The organism is Pseudomonas floridensis (assembly GCF_002087235.1).
Classification (GTDB): domain Bacteria; phylum Pseudomonadota; class Gammaproteobacteria; order Pseudomonadales; family Pseudomonadaceae; genus Aquipseudomonas; species Aquipseudomonas floridensis.
Genome location: NZ_MUIO01000077.1, coordinates 16,761 through 38,181 on the forward strand (window position 1 = coordinate 16,761; position 21,421 = coordinate 38,181).

Below are 21,421 nucleotides of genomic sequence, written 5' to 3' on the forward strand. Positions count from 1 at the left end.
ACCTGTTCAGGAGAGCCTTTTTCCATGTCTCAATTTCGTAAAGTACTGTCGATTCAGGCCGGCCAACCGACCTCAGATGGTGCTGGCGTACGCCTGACACGCGTGTTTGGCGGTCAGGGCGTTGAGCAGTTCGATCCGTTTCTGATGCTCGACGAGTTCGGCTCCGACATGCCGGACGACTACATCGCAGGCTTCCCGCCGCATCCGCATCGCGGATTCGAAACCGTGACCTACATGCTCGAAGGCCGTATGCGCCATGAAGACCACATGGGCAATGTTGGCCTGCTGCAGGGCGGCGGCGTGCAGTGGATGACGGCTGCGCGCGGGATCATTCACAGCGAAATGCCCGAGCAGGAGCAAGGCGTGATGCGCGGCTTTCAGCTGTGGCTTAACCTGCCGGGCAAGAACAAGCTGGCCGACGCCAGCTATCGGGATATCCAGCCGGAAAACATTCCCCGGCTGACCACGCAGGCGGGCGTGGACGTGGTAGTGATCGCCGGCCAGTTCGACGACGGACTGGTGCAGCAGACCGGCGCAGTGCAACGTCCTGACACTGAGCCACTGTATTTCGATTTCCACATGCCGACAGGCAGCCGTATCAGCCCGCGCATTCCGCAAGGCCACCGTGCGCTGCTGTACGTGTACGAAGGCAGCCTTAAGGTCGAAGGCTGCGCGCAATCGATCGGCGCCAGCCGTATGGTGCGTCTGGCTGACGAAGGTGAACTGCAACTGGACAGCGCCGAGGGCGCACGGGTGCTGCTGATCGCCGGGCGCCCGTTGCGCGAGCCCATTGCGCAATACGGCCCGTTCGTGATGAACACCCGCGAAGAAATCGAGCAGGCGCTGCGCGATTTTCGGGATGACCGTCTGACCGCGTGATACCGCAGGCCTCCTCCTGACGACGAGGAGGCCTTCTTCATGGCAGCCGCAGAAACCGCTTCAGTTCGGCACCCTGCGCAATCGCATCGTGCCGCCCCAGCTCGATCAACTCGCTGCAATATCCGGACTCGAACAGCAGATAGCTCAACACGCTGGCCCCACTGGTCTTGGTCGCTCCCGGCCCGCGCAGAAAGGTGCGCAGTGCAGGCGGCAATTCGCGACGGTGGCGAGCGGCGATCTGGTCCAGCGGCTGGCTTGGCGAAATCACCAGCACCTCCACCGGCGCCAGGCCTGGCTGAGTGCGGGCCTGCTCGTCAGCCAACAATGCGCTGGCGATGTTCAAACGCTCGAGCAGTTCGATATCGCTTTCAAGGTTATCGATGAACGTGCTGTTGAGCATGTGGCCGCTGATCTGCGCCAGACTCGGCTGCGCACCGCTTGCCGGACGAGGCGCCGGTTTTTTGGGCTGCAGGCCGCGCGGATTACCACTCACACCGATAACCAGCACCCGGTTGGCACCCAAATGCAGGGCCGGACTGATCGGTGCCGACTGACGCACGGCACCGTCGCCGAAATACTCATCCTCAAGCTTGATCGGCGCGAACAACAGCGGAATGGCTGAACTGGCCAGCAGATGCTCAACGGTGAGCTGAGTGGGCCTGCCGATCCGCCGATGACGCAGCCAGGGCTCGATGGTGCCGCGCCCCTGATAGAACGTGACCGCTTGTCCCGATTCGTAACCAAAGGCGGTCACTGCTACCGCACGCAGATGATGTGCTTCGATGGCCGCGTCGATTCCGCTGAGATCCAGCCGTTCGGTCAGCAAATCACGTAACGGCGAGCTGTTGAGCAAGGCAACCGGAATGTTGCGGCCCAGCCCGGTCATGCTGCGGCCAAAAAACCGGCCGGCCTGACGGATGACACCGGGCCAGTCACTGCGCAGTACCTGATGGCTGCGAAAGGACTGCCAGAACTCGGTCAACTGGTGGATGGCGATCCGAAAATGCAGCGCACCACTGGCCAGCTTCACGGCGTTGATCGCGCCTGCCGAAGTACCGACGATTACCGGAAAGGGATTGGCAGAACCGGGTGGCAACAGGTCGGCAATGCCGGCCAGGACTCCCACCTGGTAGGCGGCTCTGGCACCGCCGCCTGAAAGAATGAGCCCGGTGACGGGCTCGACATCGTTTGCAACAGGGATCGCTACGGCGGATTCTGGCATCTACAACTGACCTCGATGATCAACGACGCTTTTTATTTATGTTTCTTATATAGCTTCGGTTCACCGGCGGGTCGACTCTTGAAGCGTCGATGCGCCCAAAGATATTGCGACGGGCACTGTGTGACAGCACTTTCTACCCATTGATTGATGCGCAGACAATCGGCTTCGTCGCTCTCGCCCGGAAAATCCTGCATCGGCGGGTGTATGACCAGACGATAGCCGCTGCCGTCCGCCAGACGCTGCTGAGTGAACGGCACTACTTGAGCGCGCCCCAGCCTGGCGAACTTGCTGGTCGCGGTCACAGTCGCTGCCTGGATGCCGAACAATGGCACGAAGACGCTCTGCTTGGCGCCGTAGTCTTGATCCGGCGCATACCAGATGGCCCGGCCGGAGCGCAGCAGCTTGAGCATGCTGCGCACGTCTTCACGCTCGACGGCAAGCGAGTCCGGATTGTGACGCTCGCGTCCACGCCGCTGGATGAAGTCGAACAGCGCATTGCGGTGTTCGCGGTACATCCCGTCGATGGTGTGCTGCTGACCAAGCAGTGCGGCACCGATCTCCAGTGTCGTGAAGTGAAACGCCATCAGAATCACACCTTCGCCCTTCTGCCGGGCGTTGTGCAGATGCTCCAGCCCTTCGATATGGGCCAGCCTGGCCAGGCGCTGTTTCGACCACCACCAACTCATGGCCATCTCGAAGAAGGCGATGCCGGTGGAGGCGAAGTTCTCTTTCAGCAGTTGCTTGCGCTCGGCAGCGGACAGGTGTGGGAAACACAGCGCCAGATTGCGCGAGGCGATATATTTTCGATCAGTGGCGATGCGGTACATCACGGCCCCCAACAGCCGACCGATGACCAGCAACACGCGAAACGGCAACTGCACGATCAGCCACAGAAGCCCCAGACCCAGCCATAGCGGCCAGAAACGGGGGTGAAGGAAGTGGGCTTTAAAGCGCGGGCGATCCATTTGGGCTTCCGTCAGAACAAAGGCCGCGCATTCTACATCGGTTCGACCGGCTTGCGGCCTGCGGGCGTTCTCGTTATAAGTCTCGGCACTTTTAGCGACAAGCTGTTGTGTATGCCGACCATGAGCCAGATTGAATCGCAAAACTCCGAACCTGTATTTCAGCTCAAGGGCAGCATGCTTGCCATCACCGTGATGGAGCTGGCCCGAACCAATCTTGAAGCGCTTGACCGGCAACTGGCGGCAAAGGTCGCGCAGGCGCCGAATTTCTTCAGCAATACTCCGCTGATCCTGGCACTGGACAAGCTCGCGCCCAGCGAGGGCTCGGTGGACCTGCCGGGGATGATGCGTATCTGCCGCCAGCATGGCCTGCGAACCCTGGCGATCCGCGCCAACCGCATCGAAGACATCGCGGCGGCCATCGCCGTCGACCTGCCGGTACTTCCGCCATCCGGTGCCAGAGAACGCGTGCTGGACCCGGTCGAAGCCGAAGCGCCGAAAAAGATTCCGGAAAAACCACCCGAGCCCGTCATCAAGCCAACCCGCGTGATCACCGCGCCAGTGCGCGGCGGACAGCAGATTTATGCCCAGGGTGGCGACCTGGTAGTGGTGGCGCCTGTCAGTCCCGGTGCGGAACTTCTGGCCGATGGAAACATCCATGTGTACGGCCCGATGCGCGGTAGAGCGCTGGCCGGGATCAAAGGCGACACCAAGGCACGTATTTTTTGCCAGCAGTTGAGCGCCGAGCTGATTTCGATCGCCGGGCAATACAAGGTATCAGAAGACCTGCGCAGGGACCCGTTGTGGGGCTCGCCGGTACAAGTCAGCCTGTCTGGTGACGTGTTGAACATCATTCGGCTTTAACGGATACTGCCGCAATTTTCCAAGCATCTCTGATTCGTCGCGAAAACGTAGTAAAGGTTGTAGGAAATCCTGAGAAACACCGTTTCTCAGCGGGTAGTTGAGTTGAAAGTTGTAGCGCAGAGCTCTCTTTTCAGGATCAAGCTACCCGATTTCCGTGATTCTTCGACTCACGCCGCGTCAAGGGATGCTCTTCAGGGACCTAAAGTCCTTTTCCTCTAGGGGTGATTCACCTTGGCCAAGATTCTCGTTGTTACATCCGGCAAGGGTGGTGTGGGCAAGACCACCACCAGCGCCGCTATCGGTACAGGTCTCGCGCTGCGCGGCCACAAGACAGTCATCGTCGACTTCGACGTCGGTCTGCGTAATCTCGACCTGATCATGGGTTGCGAGCGTCGCGTGGTGTATGACTTCGTCAACGTGGTCAACGGCGAGGCCAATCTGCAGCAGGCCCTGATCAAGGATAAGAAGATCGAGGGGCTGTATGTACTCGCAGCCAGCCAGACCCGTGACAAGGAAGCCCTGACCAAAGACGGCGTCGAAAAAGTCCTGATGGAACTCAAGGAAACCTTCGAGTTCATCGTCTGCGACTCGCCCGCCGGCATCGAAACCGGTGCACACCTGGCGATGTACTTCGCCGACGAAGCCATCGTCGTGACCAACCCCGAAGTGTCGTCGGTACGTGACTCCGACCGCATGCTGGGCCTGCTGGCCAGCAAATCCCGTCGCGCCGAGCGCAACGAAGAGCCGATCAAGGAACACCTGCTGTTGACGCGCTACAACCCGGAGCGTGTCAGCAAGGGCGAAATGCTCGGTGTCGAAGACGTCAAGGAAATCCTGGCCGTTACTCTGCTGGGCGTGATTCCTGAATCGCAAGCCGTACTGAAAGCCTCCAACCAGGGCGTGCCGGTCATTCTCGACGACCAGAGCGACGCTGGCCAGGCCTACAGTGATGCCGTTGACCGCCTGCTGGGCAAAGACCGGGAACATCGGTTCCTGGATGTGCAGAAGAAAGGATTCTTTGAACGCCTGTTCGGGGGTAATTAATGAATATTTTTGACTTCTTTCGTGACCGCAAAAAAGAAAGCACGGCCTCGGTCGCGAAAGAGCGTCTGCAGATCATCGTTGCGCACGAACGCGGCCAGCGCAGTACACCGGACTACCTTCCTGCCCTGCAGAAAGAGCTGGTGGAAGTGATCCGTAAATACGTCAATATCGAGTCCGATCAGGTGCAGGTCGCTCTGGAAAACCAGGGCAGCTGCTCGATTCTGGAACTCAATATCACCCTGCCCGATCGCTGATCAGGCAGCCGCTTGCGGCGGTATCGGCGTCCTCCTCATGAGGTAGCGCCTTTACCGCCGTTGGCGCTTCTCGCGCTTCGAGGCCGTTGCATGCCGTTGTCGAACATCCGCATCATTTATCAGGACGCTGCCGTTCTGGTGATCGATAAGCCTACCCTGCTGCTCTCCGTTCCTGGTCGTGCCGACGACAACAAGGATTGCCTGATTACCCGTCTGCAGGAAAACGGCTACCCCGAAGCCCGCATCGTTCACCGGCTGGATTGGGAAACGTCAGGCATCATTCTGCTGGCGCGCGATACCGACACCCATCGTGAGCTGTCGCGTCAGTTTCATGACCGCGAAACCGAAAAAGCCTACACGGCACTGTGCTGGGGCCAGCCCGCGCTGGACAGTGGCAGCATCGACCTGCCGTTGCGCTACGACCCGCCGACCAAGCCACGCCACGTGGTGGACCACGAGGCAGGCAAGCACGCGCTGACCTTCTGGAAAATCATCGAGCGCCATGACACACACTGCCGGGTCGAGCTGACGCCCATCACCGGCCGTTCGCACCAGTTGCGCGTGCACATGCTGTCCATCGGGCATCCGCTGCTGGGCGACGGCCTGTATGCCCACCCCGAAGCACTGGCGGCTTATCCGCGCCTGTGCCTGCACGCCAGCATGCTGAGCTTCACGCACCCGGTGACCGGTGAACGATTGACCTTCGAGTGCCCCGCTCCATTCTGAACCCCTGCGCTGCCTTGCCTGGCTCGTGAGCGCCTGCGGGTTCATCATTGCGTGAACGCTCACCAGCAACGCGAGGCAGCAAGCGAGCCAATGCGGTAAACTCCCGCCATTGCTGTCTGGAGCTATTTATGCGCGAAGAGTTGAATAAAGGCCTGATCGATTTCCTCAAGGCTTCTCCTACCCCGTTCCATGCTACCGCCACCCTCGTACAACATCTTGAAGCCGCCGGTTTCCAGCGTCTGGACGAGCGCGACACCTGGTCCATCGAAACGGGTGGGCGCTACTACGTCACCCGCAACGACTCCTCCATCGTCGCCTTCCGCATGGGGCGCCAGTCGCCACTGACCGGCGGCATCCGCATGGTCGGCGCACACACCGACAGCCCATGCCTGCGCGTCAAGCCACAACCCGAGCTGCAACGTCAGGGTTTCTGGCAGTTGGGCGTGGAGGTTTACGGCGGCGCGCTGCTGGCCCCGTGGTTCGACCGCGACCTGTCGCTGGCCGGTCGGGTCACCTTCCGTCGTGACGGCAAGGTCGAAAGCCAACTGATCGATTTCAAACTGCCCATCGCGATCATTCCCAATCTGGCGATCCATTTGAACCGGACCGCCAATGAGGGCTGGGCGATCAACGCGCAGAACGAACTGCCACCGATCCTGGCGCAAGTGGCCGGTGACGAGCGCGCGGACTTCCGTGCCTTGCTGACCGATCAACTGGCGCGCGAGCATGGTCTGAATGCCGACGTGGTGCTCGATTACGAGCTGAGCTTTTACGACACGCAGAGCGCGGCAGTGGTTGGCCTGAATGGCGACTTCCTGGCCGGTGCGCGGCTAGACAACCTGTTGTCATGCTTCGCCGGTTTGCAGGCATTGCTCAACAGCGACAGCGATGAAACTGCCCTGCTGGTCTGCACCGACCACGAAGAAGTCGGCTCGTCTTCGGCCTGCGGTGCCGACGGCGCAATGCTGGAGCAGATCGTCCAGCGCCTGCTGCCCAGCGGCGAAGACTACGTACGCACCATCCAGAAATCGCTGTTGATCTCGGCCGACAATGCCCACGGCATACACCCCAACTACGCCGACAGGCACGACGCCAATCACGGCCCCAAGCTCAATGCCGGACCGGTGATCAAGGTCAACAGCAACCAGCGTTACGCCACTAACAGCGAAACCGCCGGATTCTTCCGTCATCTGTGCATGGCCGAGGAAGTGCCGGTGCAGAGTTTCGTGGTGCGCAGCGACATGGCCTGCGGCTCGACCATCGGTCCGATCACCGCCAGCCATCTGGGCATTCGTACCGTCGATATCGGCCTGCCGACCTTCGCCATGCACTCGATCCGCGAGCTGGCGGGCAGCCATGACCTGGCGCATCTGGTTAAAGTCCTCACTGCGTTTTACGCCAGTCACGAGTTGCCGTAATTTCAAACGCAGGATGAACAGGTTCGCGGGCACCCCGGCCCGCGAGCCGTTCAGCCCCTAGATATCGCGCACCATCGCACTCACGTGAATCGCATCGTGACGCCAGAACTCAAGGTCGCAGTCGATCAGCCGACCTGCCTGGTCGTAGTTGATGCGAGCAATGCGCAGGCCCGGACTGCCGATGGAGACTTTCAGTGCGGCGGCGGCGTCGGCATGCAAGGCAGTCGGAACCATTTCGAAACGTACCTGGCCATAGCGCAGGTCGTAATCGGTCGCGTACAGCTCGGTCAATGAGTGGCTCAGGTCATGGTCGAGAATGCCGGGAAAGTAATCCGGGTTCAGGTAGTGCTCCACGTACAGCACCAGACGCTGATCGATGCGTCGCGCCCGGCAGATCTGGATCACGCTGGACAGTGCTGGCAATTCGAGCATGGCGCAAATCATCGCAGAGGCCGGTTGCAGGCGAGCGGACAGCACCTGCGTCTGTGCGACACGCCCCTGTGCGGTGACCATGGCGTGAAAATGGCTGCGACGGATCAGGTCGTAGGCCAGCCGTGGCGGCGAGATAAACCAGCCGCGTCGCTCTTCGCGGTACACCAGCCCCTGAGCTTCGAGCTGGACGAGTGCCTCGCGCAGTGTAATGCGTGTGGTATTGAATACCTCGCTGAGCTTGCGCTCAGCGGGCAGCTTGCCACCCGGCGGCAACAAGCCGTGCTCGATCTGTTCCTGCAGGGCATTGCAGATGGTTGTTACCGCTCGTGGCACATCTTCGCGCATTCCGATACCTGTCTGGACTAGACCAGCCCTGTCACGGGGCACGCTTTGACCCCGATCGCCTTCATCAACCCTATCCAACCCAGCCTAGGCCCGGTCTATGACCGTCCCGTGACAGCGTGAATCATGATCCATGCCAACGCCTGTCAAAACAGCCTTGAAACCCTTGAAAAGCAAGCGTTCGGCTGTGGTCTACGCTTACCGCGAAGCAATGCCCGAATACCGGCAAAGTGGAATCAACCGGGCTGCCCGACACGAAAATGTCATGCAAAAGGCCTAACTTGGCTCAGGTATTGCTGATCTAGACCAAACCATCCGCCATGAACACTTCCAGCAAAGAAGTGCACTAGGAGCTTCGAATGAAACATCTTTTGTTGGCATCACTCCTCGGCTCAGCCATCGCCATGAGCTCCGCAGTCATGGCTGCGGACACAGACATCAAGACACTGGAAGCGGCCGCCAAGGCCGAAGGCGCGATCAACAGCGTCGGCATGCCGGATGACTGGGCAAACTGGGGAGGCATCTGGACCGATCTGGAAGCCAAATACGGCCTCAAGCACATGGACACGGACATGAGCTCGGCCCAGGAAATTGCCAAGTTCAAAGCGGAAAAAGACAACGCCAGCGCCGACATCGGTGACGTCGGCGCGGCGTTCGGCCCGATTGCCGTCGCTCAGGGCGTCACCCAGCCCTACAAACCCAGCACCTGGGAACAGATCCCGGACTGGGCCAAAGACAAAGAGGGTCACTGGGCGCTGGCTTACACCGGCACCATCGCGTTCATCGTCAACAAGAATCTGCTGCACGGATCCGAGGTCCCCAAAAGCTGGGCGGACCTGAAAACCGGCAAATACAAGGTGTCCATCGGTGATGTCGGCACTGCAGCGCAAGCCGCCAATGGCGTGCTGGCGGCGTCTTTCGCCATGAAGGGCGATGAAACCAACATCCAGCCGGGCCTGGAGTTCTTTACCGACATCGCCAAACAGGGACGCCTGTCCTTGGCCAACCCGACCATCCAGACCATCGAGAAAGGTGAAGTCGAAGTGGGTGTGGTCTGGGATTTCAACGGTCTGAGTTACAGGGCCAAGATGACCAAGCCTGACGATTACGTGGTGCTGATTCCATCGGACGGCTCGGTGATCTCCGGCTACACCACCATCATCAACAAGTACGCCAAACACCCGAACGCGGCCAAACTGGCACGTGAATACACCTTCAGCGACGAAGGCCAGATCAACCTGGCCAAGGGCAATGCACGTCCGATTCGCGCCGAACATATCAAGATGCCGGAAGAGGTTCAGGCCAAGCTGCTGCCGCATGAGCAGTACAAGAACGTAACGCCGATCAAGAAGCCGGACGCCTGGGAGAAAACCTCCAAGGAGTTGCCTCAGAAGTGGAACGAGCAAGTCATCATCGAGATGAAATGATCCTTCCCGCGACTCAAGGATGAGGTCGCATTTCATGCACGGGCGAGCCCTCCTCGCCCGTGCCGGGTAATGCCTTACCTTCACCCAAGCGAGCTGCTCATGAAACACAACGTCATCCTGATCGTACTCGATGGTCTGAATTACGAAGTGGCCCGGCACGCGATGGGCCACCTTCAGGCCTGGCATGCGGCCGGGCGCGCGGCGCTCTACAGGCTGGAATGCGAACTGCCCGCGCTGTCGCGTCCGCTTTACGAATGCATTCTGACCGGCGTCGCCCCCATCGACAGTGGCATCGTGCACAACAACGTCTCGCGCCTCTCCACCCAGCGCAGTGTGTTTCATTACGCCCGCGATGCCGGGCTGAGCACCGCGGCTGCGGCCTACCACTGGTTCAGCGAACTGTATAACCGCACGCCGTTCGATGCCGCCCGCGACCGCCACACCGATGCACCGGACCTGCCGATTCAGCACGGGCTGTTCTACTGGGCCGATCACTATCCGGATTCGCACCTGTTCGCCGATGCCGAAAGCCTGCGCCTTGCGCATGCACCGGACTTTCTGCTGATTCACCCCATGAACATCGACGACGCCGGGCACAAGCACGGCCTCGACACCCCGCAGTACCGCAACAGTGCGCGCAGTGCCGACATCATTCTGGCCGACTACCTGCAAGGCTGGCTGGACGCGGGCTATCAGGTGCTGGTGACCGCCGACCATGGCATGAACAACGACCGCTCGCACAATGGTCTACTGCCCGAGGAACGCGAAGTACCGCTGTTCGTACTGGGCGAAGCGTTCAGCCTGGACCCTGACGCCAAGCCACGCCAGACCGACCTGTGCGGCACCGTCTGCGAGCTGCTCGGCGTGCCTCACGACAAACCCGTCTGCCGGGAGATACTCAAGTGACCACCTTCACCCGAGGCAAGTGGCTGACGCTGTTGTGCCTGGTGCCGTTTGCGCTGTTCTTCATCGTGTTTCAGATCGCCCCACTGTTCTGGGTCGCGATCAACAGCCTGCAGAGCGACAGCGGCTGGGGCCTGGAAAACTTCAGCAAAGCTTTCAACTCACGCTTCTACCGTCAGGCGATGCAGTTGAGCCTGGAGATCAGTTTCTGGTCGAGCCTGTTCGGCATTCTGATTTCGATCCTTGGCGCCTACTCGCTGCGCAAGGTCGATTCGCGGCTGCGGGACTTCGTCAACGCGTTCGCCAACATGACCAGCAACTTCGCGGGCGTCCCGCTGGCGTTCGCGTTCATCATCCTGCTGGGTTTCAACGGCGCGGTGACCCTGATCCTGAAGCAGGCCGGCATCATCGATGACTTCAACCTGTATTCCAAGACCGGCCTGATCATCCTCTACACCTACTTCCAGATTCCACTGGGCGTTCTGCTGCTGTACCCGGCGTTCGACGCCGTGCGCGAGGACTGGAACGAATCTGCCGCACTGCTCGGCGCCAGCAACTTCCAGTTCTGGCGCTACATCGGGCTGCCGGTCCTGACGCCCGCCCTGCTCGGCACCTTCGTGATCCTGCTGGCCAATGCCCTGGGTGCCTACGCAACGGTCTACGCGCTGACCACCGGCAACTTCAACGTGTTGCCGATCCGCATCGCAGCCATGGTAGCGGGCGACATTACGCTCGATCCAAACATGGCCAGCGCCCTGGCGATGATTCTGGTGGGGATGATGACGCTGGTAACCGTGGTCCATCAGTGGCTGTTGAAAAGGAGCTACCATGTCACGCGTTGAGAAAGGGCCTGCCGGGCTCTACCACAAGACCATTGTCTACCTGCTGTTTCTGATTCTGCTGATGCCTCTGGCGGGCACCTTCCTGTATTCGATCGCGACCAGTTGGTCAGCCACCATTCTGCCTAGCGGCCTGACCCTCAAGTGGTACGCGGCGCTGTGGAGCGACCCGCGTTTTCTGACCGCATTCGGCCAGTCGCTGCTGGTCTGCGTGGGTGCGCTGATCCTGTCCGTGGTGCTGATTCTGCCGCTGCTGTTCGTGGTGCATTACCACTTTCCGCGCCTCGACGGACTGATGAACATTCTGATCCTGCTGCCCTTCGCGGTGCCGCCTGTGGTGTCGTCAGTGGGTCTGCTGCAGCTCTACGGTTCAGGCCCGATGGCAATGGTCGGCACGCCCTGGATTCTGATCGGCTGCTACTTCACCATCGCCCTGCCCTTCATGTACCGCGCCATCACCAACAACCTGCAAGCGATCAACCTGACCGACCTGATGGACGCGGCTCAATTGCTCGGCGCCAGCACCTGGCAAGCGGCATTTCTGGTAGTGCTGCCGAACCTGCGCAAGGGCCTGATGATTGCCCTGCTGTTGTCGTTTTCCTTCCTGTTCGGCGAGTTCGTGTTCGCCAACCTGCTGGTCGGCACCCGTTACGAAACCCTGCAGGTCTACCTGAACAACATGCGCAACAGCAGTGGCCATTTCAACAGCGCCCTGGTGATTTCCTATTTCCTCTTTGTGCTGGTGCTGACCTGGGCCGCCAATCGACTGAACAAGGACAAAGACTGAGATGAGTTTTGTCAGCATTGAAAACCTGCATAAAAGTTACGCCAGCACCGCCGTGTTCAGCGACATCAACTGCAACATCGAGAAAGGCGAGTTCGTCACCCTGCTCGGCCCTTCCGGCTGCGGCAAATCCACTTTGCTGCGCTGCATCGCCGGCCTGACCTCGGTGAACAGCGGCAGCATCGTGCTCGACGGGCAGAATCTGGTGCCGCTGACCCCGCAGAAACGCAACATCGGCATGGTGTTCCAGAGCTACGCGCTGTTTCCGAACATGACCGTGGAGCAGAACGTCGCGTTTGGCCTGCGCATGCAGAAGATCAGCACCGACGAAAGCCAAAAGCGGGTCGCCGAGATGCTCAAGCTGGTCGAGCTGCAAGATTTCGCCAAGCGTTACCCGCACCAATTGTCGGGCGGCCAGTGTCAGCGTGTGGCCCTGGCTCGCTCGCTGGTCACCCGCCCGCGTCTGTTGTTGCTGGACGAGCCGCTGTCGGCGCTGGATGCCCGGATTCGCAAACACTTGCGCGAACAGATTCGTGCCATCCAGCGCGAACTGGGCCTGACCACTATCTTCGTGACTCACGATCAGGAAGAAGCGCTGACCCTGTCGGACCGCATCTTCCTGATGAACCAGGGTCGCATTGTGCAGAGCGGCGACGCCGAAACCCTGTACACCGCCCCGGTGGACGTCTTCGCCGCAGGCTTCATCGGTAACTACAACCTGCTGGACGCCGAAGACGCCAGTCGCCTGATGCAGCGTCCGATCAGCGGCCGCGTCGCGATTCGCCCGGAATCCATCCGGTTGAGCCTGACCGGCGAACTGGAAGGTGAAGTGCGCAGTCACAGCCTGCTCGGCAATGTCATTCGCTATCGCGTGCAGGCGCGTGGCGTGGAACTGGTGGTCGACGTCCTCAACCGTAGCGCGGATGATTTACACCCCGACGGCCGCCGCGTGACGCTGACTATTGAACCTTCGGCATTGTGCCCGGTGGCCTGACAGACAAAATGATTTAAGGATGTACCCAATGGCTTTAGCAATTTTCGACCTCGACGAAACCCTGATCGGTGGCGATTGCGCCACATTGTGGAGCGAGCAGATGGGCCGCCTGGGCTGGGTCGACCCGGTATCGTTCATGCAGCGCAATGACGAACTGATGGCCGCCTACAGTGCCGGGAAGCTGGCGATGGAAGACTACATGGCCTTCAGCCTGGAACCGATGGCCGGTCGTACACCCGAAGAAATCGACCATCTGGTCGGGCCGTGGGTGGAAGACGTGATCGAACCGATCATCTACAGCGATGCCTGCAAATGCATCGCTCAGCATCGCGCCAAGGGAGATCGCATTCTGGTGATCTCCGCGTCGGGCGTGCACCTGGTCAAACCGATTGCCGAACGCCTGGGGATCGACGAAGTGCTCGGCATCGAGCTGGATGTGCAGCACGGGGTCTACAGCGGTGCAACGGTGGGTGTCCTGACCTATCGGGAAGGCAAGATCACCCGCCTGATGGACTGGCTGGACGCCGAAGGGGAAAACCTGGAAGGGGCGAGCTTTTATTCGGATTCGCGCAATGACCTGCCGCTGCTGCTCAAGGTCGACCACCCCAATGTGGTCAACCCCGATGCCGTACTGCTGGAGCACGCGCAGAAAGCAGGCTGGCCGGTGCACAGCTGGTCCTGAATGGCTTCAGCACCGTGCAGCCAGCGAGCGGCCCGTGAGGGCCGCCGTCATCACGTCAGACTTTCGTCGATCACCAGCACGATCTTGCCGGACACCTGATTAGTCGCCAGCTCTTCGAACGCGGCTTCGGCATCGTTGATCGCAAAACTTTTGGCCAGTTGCGGCTTGAGACGACCTTCGGTGAACAGCGGCCAGACGAACTGCCCCAGATCACGCAACAGATCGGCCTTGAACGTGTCGTCCCGGCTTCGCAGGGTCGAGCCCATCAAGTGGATACGCTTACCCAGTACATGGGCCATGTCCACCTGCGCTTCGCGCCCGCCCATCGTGCCGATCAAGACCCAGCGGCTGTCCAGGCCCAGCAGCCTGACGTTCATCTCGGCATAACTGCCGCCGACCGGGTCGAGGATCACGTCGAACGGTGCAAAATCGTTCAAACCGTCCAGACTTTCACTGCGCACCACGCCGCCCTGTGCGCCCAGTTCGACACAGTAGGCCAGACGTTCGGTCGATCCGACGCTGACCCAGACCGGGCTGCCGAACGCCTTGCAAAGCTGAATACCGGCTGAACCAACTCCACTTGCGCCCGCGTGCAGCAGGACCTTCTCGCCTGGCTTGACGCCCGCCAGCTGAAACAGGTTCAGCCACGCCGTGGCGTACACCTCGGGAATCGCCGCTGCTTCATGCAGCGACAGGCCTTCCGGCACAGGCAGCACGTGACGCGCATCGACCACGACTTCCTCGGCCATCGCCCCGCCCGCCAGCAGCGCGCAGACGCGGTCTCCCACCAGCCAGGACGTACCCGGACCGACTTCGGCAATGATCCCGGAGCATTCCAGCCCCAGCACTGTGGTGACGCCCGGCGGCGGCGGATACTTGCCCGCGCGCTGCAACAGATCGGCCCGATTCAAACCCGCCGCGGCGACTTTGATACGAACCTGCCCCACATCGAGAGCCGGACTCGGCTCTTCGACCCATTCCACATGTCCTTCAACGCCTTGCAATGCCTTCACAGTGCCTCCATAGTGAGTCCAGACTGAGCCCGTGGCTGTTTGCCCGGGCTTTTGCATTATGCGGCCGGGTCCAAAGGAACCGGCGACCTCAAAGACGGCCTAATATGCGTTATCAATTGTCCTCGCGTCGAATCAGCATGAAGCAACTATTCCCTAGCACCGCCCTCGCCCTGTTTGTCGGCCTCAGCGTCCTGCCGATGTCAGCCAGCACTTTTGCCGCCAACAGCTGGGATAATCTTCAGCCGGACCGCGACGAAGTGGTTGCCAGCCTCAATGTGGTCGAGCTGCTCAAGCGGCATCACTACAGCAAGCCGCCACTGGACGACAAGCGTTCAGCGATTATCTATCAGAGCTACATCAAGCAACTGGACCCGTCGCGCAGCTACTTCATGGCCAGCGACATTGCCGAATTCGACAAGTGGCAGTTTCAGTTCGACGACTTTCTTAAGAGCGGCGACCTGAACCCGGGGTTCACTATTTACAAACGCTATCTGGACCGCATCAAGGCGCGTCTGGATTTCGCACTCGCCGAACTGGGCAAGGGCGTCGACAAGATCGACCTCACGGCCAAGGAAACCCTGTTGGTGGACCGCAAGGACGCCGCATGGCCCAAGGACACCGCCGAACTCGACGAACTGTGGCGCAAGCGCGTCAAGGATGAGGTCCTGCGTCTGAAAATCGCGGGCAAGGACCCGGCGAAGATTCAGGAAACCCTGACCAAGCGTTACAAGAATCAGCTGGCCCGTCTGAACCAGACCCGCGCCGAAGATATCTTCCAGGCTTACATCAACACGTTTGCCATGTCCTACGATCCGCACACCAACTACCTGTCGCCTGACAGCGCGGAAAACTTCGACATCAACATGAGCCTGTCGCTGGAAGGCATCGGTGCCGTGTTGCAGAGCGACAACGACAACGTGAAGATCGTACGTCTTGTCCCGGCAGGTCCTGCGGCGAAGACCAAGCAGGTCGCGCCGGCCGACAAGATCGTCGGAGTCGCCCAGGGCGACAAGGAAATGGTCGATGTCATCGGCTGGCGTCTGGATGAAGTGGTCAAATTGATCCGCGGCCCGAAAGGCTCGGTCGTGCGCCTGGAAGTCATCCCGGCCAGCAATGCACCGAACGACCAGACCACCAAGATCGTGGCCATCACCCGTGAAGCGGTGAAGCTCGAAGAGCAGGCGGCGAAAAAATCGATTCTGCACATCAAACAGGATGGCAAGGATTACAAGCTGGGCATCATCGATATCCCGGCCTTCTATCTGGACTTCAAGGCGTACCGTGCCGGCGATCCGGAATACAAGAGCACCACCCGCGACGTGAAGAAACTGCTGACCGAGCTGCAGGCCGAGAAGGTCGATGGTGTGGTGCTGGATCTACGCAACAACGGTGGTGGTTCGCTGCAGGAAGCGACCGAGCTGACCAGCCTGTTCATCGACCGTGGCCCGACCGTACTGGTGCGTAATGCCGACGGCAAGGTCGATGTGCTTGAAGACGAAGCCAAGGGCGCGTTCTACAAAGGACCGATGGCCTTGCTGGTGAACCGCCTGTCTGCGTCGGCGTCGGAAATTTTCGCGGGCGCCATGCAGGACTACCATCGTGCTTTGATCATTGGTGGTCAAACCTTCGGCAAAGGCACCGTGCAGACCATTCAGCCGCTCAACCATGGCGAACTGAAGCTGACCCTGGCCAAGTTCTACCGGGTGTCCGGTCAGAGCACCCAGCATCAGGGCGTAGTACCGGATATCACCTATCCATCGCTGATCGACACCAAGGAAATCGGTGAGAGCGCCCTGCCCGAGGCCATGCCGTGGGACAGCATAAAACCGGCGATCAAGCCGGCCATCGATCCATTCAAGCCGTTCCTGGCTCAGTTGCAGGCACGTCATGAAGCCCGCTCCTCCAAGGATGCCGAGTTCGTGTTCATCGAGGATCGCCTGGCCCTGGCCAAGAAGCTCATGAACGAGAAGACTGTCAGCCTGAACGAGGCCGACCGCCGCGCCGAACACGCGTCTATCGAAAGCAAGCAACTTGCACTGGAAAACACTCGCCGCAAGGCCAAGGGTGAAGAACCGCTCAAGGAGCTGAAAAAAGAGGACGAGGACGCTCTGCCGGTCGAAGACGAAAAGACCAAGCCGGAAGACGATGCGTACCTGTCGGAAACCGGTCGAATCCTGATCGACTACCTGGGTATGAGTGCGTCAGTGGCGAAGAAATAAAGCCGACGCGACGGTTGATGGCCAATTAGCAGCAACGGTCATCAAACAGTCATGAAGCTGTCGTGAAATGACGGGCTGAACGCCAATGCGTTCAGCCCTTTTTATTGCCATCGAGATCATCATGACCGTGACTGAACAGCTGGGCGCACTGAGTTCCATTCTGGCGCGCAGCGACTTGCACAGTCTGTTTCAGCCAATCGTCTCGCTGTCGCAGCGCAGCATTCTGGGCTACGAGGCGTTGTCGCGCGGCCCGTCCAACAGTCCGCTGCATTCACCCCTGAACCTGTTCGCCATCGCCCGTCAGGCGGGCCGCCTGAGCGAGCTGGAGCTGACCTGTCGCGAAAGCGCTTGCCGTCGTTTCAGCCAGCAGCGATTGCCTGGCAAACTGTTCCTCAACGTGTCACCCGAATCACTGCTGGAAGCCTCACACCCGCCCGGTCGCACCCTCGAGATGCTGCGTCGTTACGACATCGCGCCGAAGAATGTAGTGATCGAGCTGACCGAACAGATGCCGACCGACGATTTCGATCTGCTCTACAACGCCCTGCACCACTATCGCGACATGGGTTTTTCCATCGCGCTGGACGATCTGGGTGCCGGGTATTCCAGCCTGCGTCTGTGGTCCGAACTGCGGCCCGATTACGTGAAGATTGATCGGCACTTCATCGACGGCATTCATCAGGACGCCGTTAAGCGTGAGTTCGTAGGTTCCATGTTGCAGATGGCCAGAGCCTCCAGAGCCATCGTGATCGCCGAGGGCATCGAGCTGCCGGAGGAACTGGCCACGCTGACCGACATGGGCGTGGACCTGGTTCAGGGCTATCTGCTGGCACGTCCGCAAGAACGTCCGCCGCGTGATACCCGCGCCATGCTGCTCAAGGCCGAATCGGCGACGCCTGCGCTGAACGAAGAAGCTGCCGACCTCTCGGCCCTGCTCAACGCGCATCCGTCGGTGAGCCACTCAACGCCGACCGCCGATGTGCTGGAAGCCTTTCGCCGACAGGCCAATCTCAACTCGCTGGCGGTGCTGGACGACGACGCCAGCCCATGCGGCATCGTGCATCGTCACTCGCTTTCCGAAGCACTGCTCAAGCCATTCGGCACCGAGCTGTTCGCTCGCAAGCCGATCAGCCGACTGATGAGCGACGACTTTCTCGCAGTGGACGTCAGCCAGTCGCTGCAGCAGGTCAGCCGCCTGCTCACCAGCCGGGCGCGCCAGCGCATCGAAGAAGACTTCATCATCACCCTCAACGGGGCGTATATGGGGATGGGCCGGGTTATAGACGTGCTCAAGCTGATCACCGAAATGAAGATTCAGCAGGCGCGTTACGCCAATCCGCTGACCCTGCTGCCAGGCAACGTGCCGATCCAGCAGTGCCTGACACGGCTGTTGCAACAGGGGCGCGAGTCGATGATCTGCTACGTGGACATCGACAGCTTCAAGCCTTTCAACGATATCTATGGTTACGCGCGCGGCGACGAAGTGCTGCTGTGCCTGGCGCAGTGCCTGAACGACCGCGTCGACCCGAGTCGGGACTTCGTCGGGCACATTGGCGGAGATGATTTTCTGATGGTGCTGGGCTTCGAGGACTGGGAGCGACGCCTGCACAACCTGCTGGATGACTTTCAGAACCAGTGTCGGCGTTTCTACCGGGCCGAGCACCTGGAGTCAGGCTGCTTCATCGCATTGAATCGACAGGGCCAGCGCCAGGAATTTCCGCTGCTGTCGCTGTCCATCGGCGTCGTGCATTTGCGTGAGGCGAGCTGTGCGCTGGTAAACGCCAGCCAATTGGCCGACCTGGCGTCACAGGCCAAACACTTCGCCAAAGACGTGGCAGGCGCAAGCATTCACGTTATCGACTCGACGCGTCTGGATCTGCTGGTGGACGCGTGAAGCGTTACCGCCCCGTCGATCACTCGGGACGCAAAACGTCCTGAAGCGCCTCGCGAACGAATTCAGTGAACAGGGCGATTGAAACCGTGCGATCAGACGCCACTCGCCTGCACTTCCACTTCCGGGTAGCTGTACTCAAACACGCGCACCACTTCCGCCGCATGCCAGGACGCCGCCGCCACGCCATCGGAAGGCCCGGAAAACCGTCCCAGCCGTTCGACGCACTCAAAAAAACCGGGGCGTGGCAGGCGGCTTGCACCCTGACTGATTACCAGTGAACTGCGCAGTGGCTGCTCAGCACGAGCATCCATCGCGGCCAGATGCTCAAGTGCCGCCGTCAGGGTCTGCATCGCCGGACTCGGTAGCTGCAAACGCTCGAGCAACGCACGGTAGGTCACCAGGTGCCGTTGGCGGCGTGCATGATTGAGCTCATTCAGCAGCCCTTCCCAATGCTGACGACTGATGCGTACGCTCATGACTCACCCCGCCAGCCCGGAACGCCAAGCTCCCATGCAAGACTGCGCTTGATGGCCGCGTCCGGCTCGCGAGTGCCGTTTTCGATGAGTTCGAGGTAAGACGGGCTGATGCCGACGGCACGTGCCAGCGTGGCAACCTCAAGTCCTTTGGCGATCCGCAAGGCACTCAATTGATCGAACCCGGGATGCACGGCCACTTCAGGTGTCGGCCGGTCGCTATCGGGACGGGGCTTTTCAGCGAACCCGGCGGCCTTGAGCAGCGCCTGATACTGAGCCCAGGGAAGGACTGCGTACTCCGGTTCGCCATCACGAGATATCACTTGAAGATCCATAGACTCCCCTTGCAGGACAAGGCCACATTCTGAATAGGCTTACTCCATATGCAGGCATCTTAACAGCGGAACGCTACGGCTTGTGCTCAAACGCTTCACTCAGTCAACGCGCTTCTCTTTTTCCAGCAGCGCCTGGCTTTCCGGCAGTCGCTCAACCACCACCAGCTTTTCAGGCGGCTGTTGATCGCGCCAGGCACGGAATGCGTCAAGCTCGTCGGTCAGGTGTTTCATGACCCAGGCCAGTACGGCGATGTCGTCGAACATGCCCAGCCCCGGAATCCAGTCCGGAATCGCGTCCAGCGGACTGAGGAAGTACATCAGACCTGCCACGATGGACAGAATCGCCTTGGGGCTGATGTCACGGTATTCGCCGCGCCAGTAAGCCAGACACAGGCTCTGCAACAGACGCAGGTCATCCTTGAGTTTGCCCAGCCGGCTGCCTTCGCTGTTGCCTTTGCGCGCGACCGCAAACAAGAGCGCGGGCAGACGTCCGGCCGCAATCAGACGACGGGCGCCGGGCAAGTAACGGATCAGATTCCACGGTGCTTTCATGTTCACTCCCGCTTAGAAAAGGTGGCGATACGCATCAGTCTCAAAACCTGTCAGACCGTGTTCAAGGTTATCCACATTAATTGTGGATAACCTTGTGAACAGCGGCCTGTTTTTGCCCTGAACCCCCCGTTATCAGGGGACTTGGGTTAAATCGGGCGTTTTTTACTCACATAAAAAATCCCGCGAATTCGTTGACTTGGGAGCCCGATTAAGGCTAATCCGTCGAACGTGACGGACTGTCGGACAATAATCCGGTGACCCTATGATAGTGGGACTGTGCAGACCGCCAAGCGTTCGGGAAATCCGGCGCACACAAAAACGCCCTGTCGAGACAGGGCGTTTTCAGTAGCCAGGTGTTGCGTTACTTCTTGGCAGGAGCAGCCTGTTTGGCTGGAGCCGGCTCTTCTTCGTCGGCATCCGGAGCAGGAGCAGCAGCCGGATCCTTGATACCCAGCAATTCGAGGTCGAAGACCAGAACCGAATTGGCAGGGATCAGCGGGCTCGGGCTCTGGGCACCGTAGGCCAGGTCGCTAGGGATGAAGAGTTTGATCTTCTCGCCCACGTGCATCAGTTGCAGACCTTCGACCCAACCCGGAATCACGCCACCTACCGGCAGATCGATCGGGCTGCCGCGCTCGACGGAGCTGTCGAACACCTTGCCGTCAGTCAGCTTGCCTTCGTAGTGAACGGTCACGACATCAGTCGGCTTGGGCTGAGCGCCGTCACCCTTCTTGATGATCTGGTATTGCAGGCCGGAAGCGGTCGTGACGACACCGTCTTTCTTGCCGTTCTCTTCGAGGAATTTCTTGCCGGCGGCTGCCGACTCTTCACTCATCTTGGCCATACGCTCTTCGGCACGCTTCTGCAGTGCAGCGAAGGCTTCAACCAATTCTTCGTCTTTCAGTTTCTGGTCTTTCTTGCCGACAGCGTCTTCGATACCCAGAGCCACAGCCTTGGAATCCAGATCGTCCATACCTTCCTGAGCCAGGCTTTTGCCCATGTTCAGACCGATGCCATAGGATGCTTTTTGTGCCGGAGTTTTCAGCTCGACGGTGCTGGCTTGTTTATCACAACCTGCGAGTACCAGACCGACCAGGGCAATCGCCGCTGCCAACCGATGCTGTTTCATGCTAATTCCTTGTTCATGCGCCAAAAGGGCAAAC

At 60.0% G+C, this 21,421-nt stretch carries 22 protein-coding genes; 14 read left to right on the forward strand and 8 right to left on the reverse strand.

What is annotated here, in order from left to right:
• Window positions 1–24 precede the first annotated feature (24 nt).
• Window positions 25–879, forward strand: a complete 855-nt coding sequence (locus BZK31_RS19225) for a pirin family protein (RefSeq protein ID WP_083184519.1) — start codon at window positions 25–27, stop codon at window positions 877–879.
• 37 nt (window positions 880–916) lie between these two features.
• Here the strand turns inward: BZK31_RS19225 and BZK31_RS19230 are convergent, their stop codons facing one another.
• Together BZK31_RS19230 and BZK31_RS19235 are read right to left on the reverse strand one after the other, a co-directional pair.
• Complete coding sequence (locus tag BZK31_RS19230) at window positions 917–2,101, reverse strand: patatin-like phospholipase family protein (RefSeq protein WP_083184520.1); 1,185 nt, start codon at window positions 2,099–2,101, stop codon at window positions 917–919.
• A 32-nt stretch (window positions 2,102–2,133) separates the two neighbouring features.
• Window positions 2,134–3,066: a lipid A biosynthesis lauroyl acyltransferase gene (locus BZK31_RS19235; RefSeq protein ID WP_083184521.1), complete on the reverse strand. Its 933-nt coding sequence runs from the start codon at window positions 3,064–3,066 to the stop codon at window positions 2,134–2,136.
• A 120-nt stretch (window positions 3,067–3,186) separates the two neighbouring features.
• Here BZK31_RS19235 and minC point away from each other — a divergent pair, with 120 nt between their 5' ends.
• The 5 genes from minC (at window position 3,187) to BZK31_RS19260 (ending at window position 7,369) form a co-directional block, all read left to right on the forward strand.
• Window positions 3,187–3,927: a septum site-determining protein MinC gene (gene minC / locus BZK31_RS19240; RefSeq protein ID WP_083184559.1), complete on the forward strand. Its 741-nt coding sequence runs from the start codon at window positions 3,187–3,189 to the stop codon at window positions 3,925–3,927.
• 231 nt (window positions 3,928–4,158) lie between these two features.
• A complete protein-coding gene (gene minD / locus BZK31_RS19245; RefSeq protein ID WP_083184522.1) occupies window positions 4,159–4,971 on the forward strand; it encodes a septum site-determining protein MinD in 813 nt (270 codons plus the stop codon).
• Window positions 4,971–5,225: a cell division topological specificity factor MinE gene (gene minE / locus BZK31_RS19250; protein WP_004879390.1), complete on the forward strand. Its 255-nt coding sequence runs from the start codon at window positions 4,971–4,973 to the stop codon at window positions 5,223–5,225. Before minD ends, minE begins: the two co-directional genes overlap by 1 nt.
• Window positions 5,226–5,315: 90 nt before the next feature.
• Window positions 5,316–5,951 carry an RluA family pseudouridine synthase gene (locus BZK31_RS19255; RefSeq protein WP_083184523.1) on the forward strand — a complete coding sequence of 212 codons (636 nt, stop codon included), beginning with the start codon at window positions 5,316–5,318 and terminating at the stop codon, window positions 5,949–5,951.
• Window positions 5,952–6,079: 128 nt separating this feature from the next.
• The gene (locus BZK31_RS19260) at window positions 6,080–7,369 is read left to right on the forward strand and encodes a M18 family aminopeptidase (protein WP_083184524.1); all 1,290 of its coding nucleotides are present in this window, start codon (window positions 6,080–6,082) and stop codon (window positions 7,367–7,369) included.
• A 57-nt stretch (window positions 7,370–7,426) separates the two neighbouring features.
• Here the strand turns inward: BZK31_RS19260 and BZK31_RS19265 are convergent, their stop codons facing one another.
• A complete protein-coding gene (locus tag BZK31_RS19265) occupies window positions 7,427–8,146 on the reverse strand; it encodes a UTRA domain-containing protein (RefSeq protein ID WP_083184525.1) in 720 nt (239 codons plus the stop codon).
• A 356-nt stretch (window positions 8,147–8,502) separates the two neighbouring features.
• On the opposite strand from BZK31_RS19265, the gene BZK31_RS19270 reads away from it, so the two are divergent.
• From BZK31_RS19270 to BZK31_RS19295, 6 genes are all read left to right on the forward strand, one after another.
• Window positions 8,503–9,570, forward strand: coding sequence for an ABC transporter substrate-binding protein (locus BZK31_RS19270; protein ID WP_083184526.1), 1,068 nt, complete (start codon window positions 8,503–8,505; stop codon window positions 9,568–9,570).
• Between the two features lie 99 nt (window positions 9,571–9,669).
• Entirely contained in the window at window positions 9,670–10,476 is an 807-nt protein-coding gene (locus BZK31_RS19275; RefSeq protein ID WP_083184527.1) for an alkaline phosphatase family protein, read from the forward strand.
• Window positions 10,473–11,315 (forward strand): ABC transporter permease, encoded by an 843-nt coding sequence (locus BZK31_RS19280; protein ID WP_083184528.1) that lies wholly within the window; start codon window positions 10,473–10,475, stop codon window positions 11,313–11,315. The genes BZK31_RS19275 and BZK31_RS19280 overlap by 4 nt, the downstream gene beginning before the upstream one ends.
• Complete coding sequence (locus BZK31_RS19285; RefSeq protein WP_083184529.1) at window positions 11,302–12,099, forward strand: ABC transporter permease; 798 nt, start codon at window positions 11,302–11,304, stop codon at window positions 12,097–12,099. The genes BZK31_RS19280 and BZK31_RS19285 overlap by 14 nt, the downstream gene beginning before the upstream one ends.
• A gap of 1 nt (window position 12,100) precedes the next feature.
• Window positions 12,101–13,090, forward strand: a complete 990-nt coding sequence (locus tag BZK31_RS19290; protein WP_083184530.1) for an ABC transporter ATP-binding protein — start codon at window positions 12,101–12,103, stop codon at window positions 13,088–13,090.
• A gap of 28 nt (window positions 13,091–13,118) precedes the next feature.
• Window positions 13,119–13,772: an HAD family hydrolase gene (locus BZK31_RS19295; protein ID WP_083184531.1), complete on the forward strand. Its 654-nt coding sequence runs from the start codon at window positions 13,119–13,121 to the stop codon at window positions 13,770–13,772.
• Window positions 13,773–13,822: 50 nt separating this feature from the next.
• Here the strand turns inward: BZK31_RS19295 and BZK31_RS19300 are convergent, their stop codons facing one another.
• Window positions 13,823–14,785, reverse strand: coding sequence for an NAD(P)H-quinone oxidoreductase (locus tag BZK31_RS19300; RefSeq protein WP_083184532.1), 963 nt, complete (start codon window positions 14,783–14,785; stop codon window positions 13,823–13,825).
• 137 nt (window positions 14,786–14,922) lie between these two features.
• Between BZK31_RS19300 and BZK31_RS19305 the strand changes: the two genes are divergently transcribed.
• Both BZK31_RS19305 and BZK31_RS19310 read left to right on the forward strand, forming a co-directional pair.
• Window positions 14,923–17,004 carry a carboxy terminal-processing peptidase gene (locus BZK31_RS19305; RefSeq protein ID WP_208617213.1) on the forward strand — a complete coding sequence of 694 codons (2,082 nt, stop codon included), beginning with the start codon at window positions 14,923–14,925 and terminating at the stop codon, window positions 17,002–17,004.
• Between the two features lie 121 nt (window positions 17,005–17,125).
• Window positions 17,126–18,898, forward strand: coding sequence for a bifunctional diguanylate cyclase/phosphodiesterase (locus BZK31_RS19310; protein WP_083184561.1), 1,773 nt, complete (start codon window positions 17,126–17,128; stop codon window positions 18,896–18,898).
• A gap of 92 nt (window positions 18,899–18,990) precedes the next feature.
• Here BZK31_RS19310 and BZK31_RS19315 read toward each other — a convergent pair whose 3' ends face one another.
• From BZK31_RS19315 to bamJ, 4 genes are all read right to left on the reverse strand, one after another.
• Window positions 18,991–19,374 (reverse strand): hypothetical protein, encoded by a 384-nt coding sequence (locus BZK31_RS19315; RefSeq protein WP_083184534.1) that lies wholly within the window; start codon window positions 19,372–19,374, stop codon window positions 18,991–18,993.
• Window positions 19,371–19,706, reverse strand: coding sequence for a helix-turn-helix domain-containing protein (locus BZK31_RS19320; protein WP_083184535.1), 336 nt, complete (start codon window positions 19,704–19,706; stop codon window positions 19,371–19,373). Before BZK31_RS19320 ends, BZK31_RS19315 begins: the two co-directional genes overlap by 4 nt.
• Before the next feature lie 99 nt (window positions 19,707–19,805).
• Entirely contained in the window at window positions 19,806–20,258 is a 453-nt protein-coding gene (locus BZK31_RS19325) for a YkvA family protein (RefSeq protein WP_083184536.1), read from the reverse strand.
• Between the two features lie 361 nt (window positions 20,259–20,619).
• The gene (gene bamJ, locus BZK31_RS19330; protein ID WP_083184537.1) at window positions 20,620–21,387 is read right to left on the reverse strand and encodes a BamJ family beta-barrel-assembly machinery protein; all 768 of its coding nucleotides are present in this window, start codon (window positions 21,385–21,387) and stop codon (window positions 20,620–20,622) included.
• Window positions 21,388–21,421: the final 34 nt, after the last annotated feature.

Bases quoted from the DNA above. Each gene is read 5' to 3' on its own strand.
- BZK31_RS19225 (WP_083184519.1), top strand. From the start codon at position 25: ATGTCTCAATTTCGTAAAGTACTGTCGATTCAGGCCGGCCAACCGACC.
- BZK31_RS19230 (WP_083184520.1), bottom strand. From the start codon at position 2,101: ATGCCAGAATCCGCCGTAGCGATCCCTGTTGCAAACGATGTCGAGCCC.
- BZK31_RS19235 (WP_083184521.1), bottom strand. From the start codon at position 3,066: ATGGATCGCCCGCGCTTTAAAGCCCACTTCCTTCACCCCCGTTTCTGG.
- minC (WP_083184559.1), top strand. From the start codon at position 3,187: ATGAGCCAGATTGAATCGCAAAACTCCGAACCTGTATTTCAGCTCAAG.
- minE (WP_004879390.1), top strand. From the start codon at position 4,971: ATGAATATTTTTGACTTCTTTCGTGACCGCAAAAAAGAAAGCACGGCC.
- BZK31_RS19255 (WP_083184523.1), top strand. From the start codon at position 5,316: ATGCCGTTGTCGAACATCCGCATCATTTATCAGGACGCTGCCGTTCTG.
- BZK31_RS19260 (WP_083184524.1), top strand. From the start codon at position 6,080: ATGCGCGAAGAGTTGAATAAAGGCCTGATCGATTTCCTCAAGGCTTCT.
- BZK31_RS19265 (WP_083184525.1), bottom strand. From the start codon at position 8,146: ATGCGCGAAGATGTGCCACGAGCGGTAACAACCATCTGCAATGCCCTG.
- BZK31_RS19270 (WP_083184526.1), top strand. From the start codon at position 8,503: ATGAAACATCTTTTGTTGGCATCACTCCTCGGCTCAGCCATCGCCATG.
- BZK31_RS19275 (WP_083184527.1), top strand. From the start codon at position 9,670: ATGAAACACAACGTCATCCTGATCGTACTCGATGGTCTGAATTACGAA.
- BZK31_RS19285 (WP_083184529.1), top strand. From the start codon at position 11,302: ATGTCACGCGTTGAGAAAGGGCCTGCCGGGCTCTACCACAAGACCATT.
- BZK31_RS19290 (WP_083184530.1), top strand. From the start codon at position 12,101: ATGAGTTTTGTCAGCATTGAAAACCTGCATAAAAGTTACGCCAGCACC.
- BZK31_RS19295 (WP_083184531.1), top strand. From the start codon at position 13,119: ATGGCTTTAGCAATTTTCGACCTCGACGAAACCCTGATCGGTGGCGAT.
- BZK31_RS19305 (WP_208617213.1), top strand. From the start codon at position 14,923: ATGAAGCAACTATTCCCTAGCACCGCCCTCGCCCTGTTTGTCGGCCTC.
- BZK31_RS19310 (WP_083184561.1), top strand. From the start codon at position 17,126: ATGACCGTGACTGAACAGCTGGGCGCACTGAGTTCCATTCTGGCGCGC.
- BZK31_RS19315 (WP_083184534.1), bottom strand. From the start codon at position 19,374: ATGAGCGTACGCATCAGTCGTCAGCATTGGGAAGGGCTGCTGAATGAG.
- BZK31_RS19320 (WP_083184535.1), bottom strand. From the start codon at position 19,706: ATGGATCTTCAAGTGATATCTCGTGATGGCGAACCGGAGTACGCAGTC.
- BZK31_RS19325 (WP_083184536.1), bottom strand. From the start codon at position 20,258: ATGAAAGCACCGTGGAATCTGATCCGTTACTTGCCCGGCGCCCGTCGT.
- bamJ (WP_083184537.1), bottom strand. From the start codon at position 21,387: ATGAAACAGCATCGGTTGGCAGCGGCGATTGCCCTGGTCGGTCTGGTA.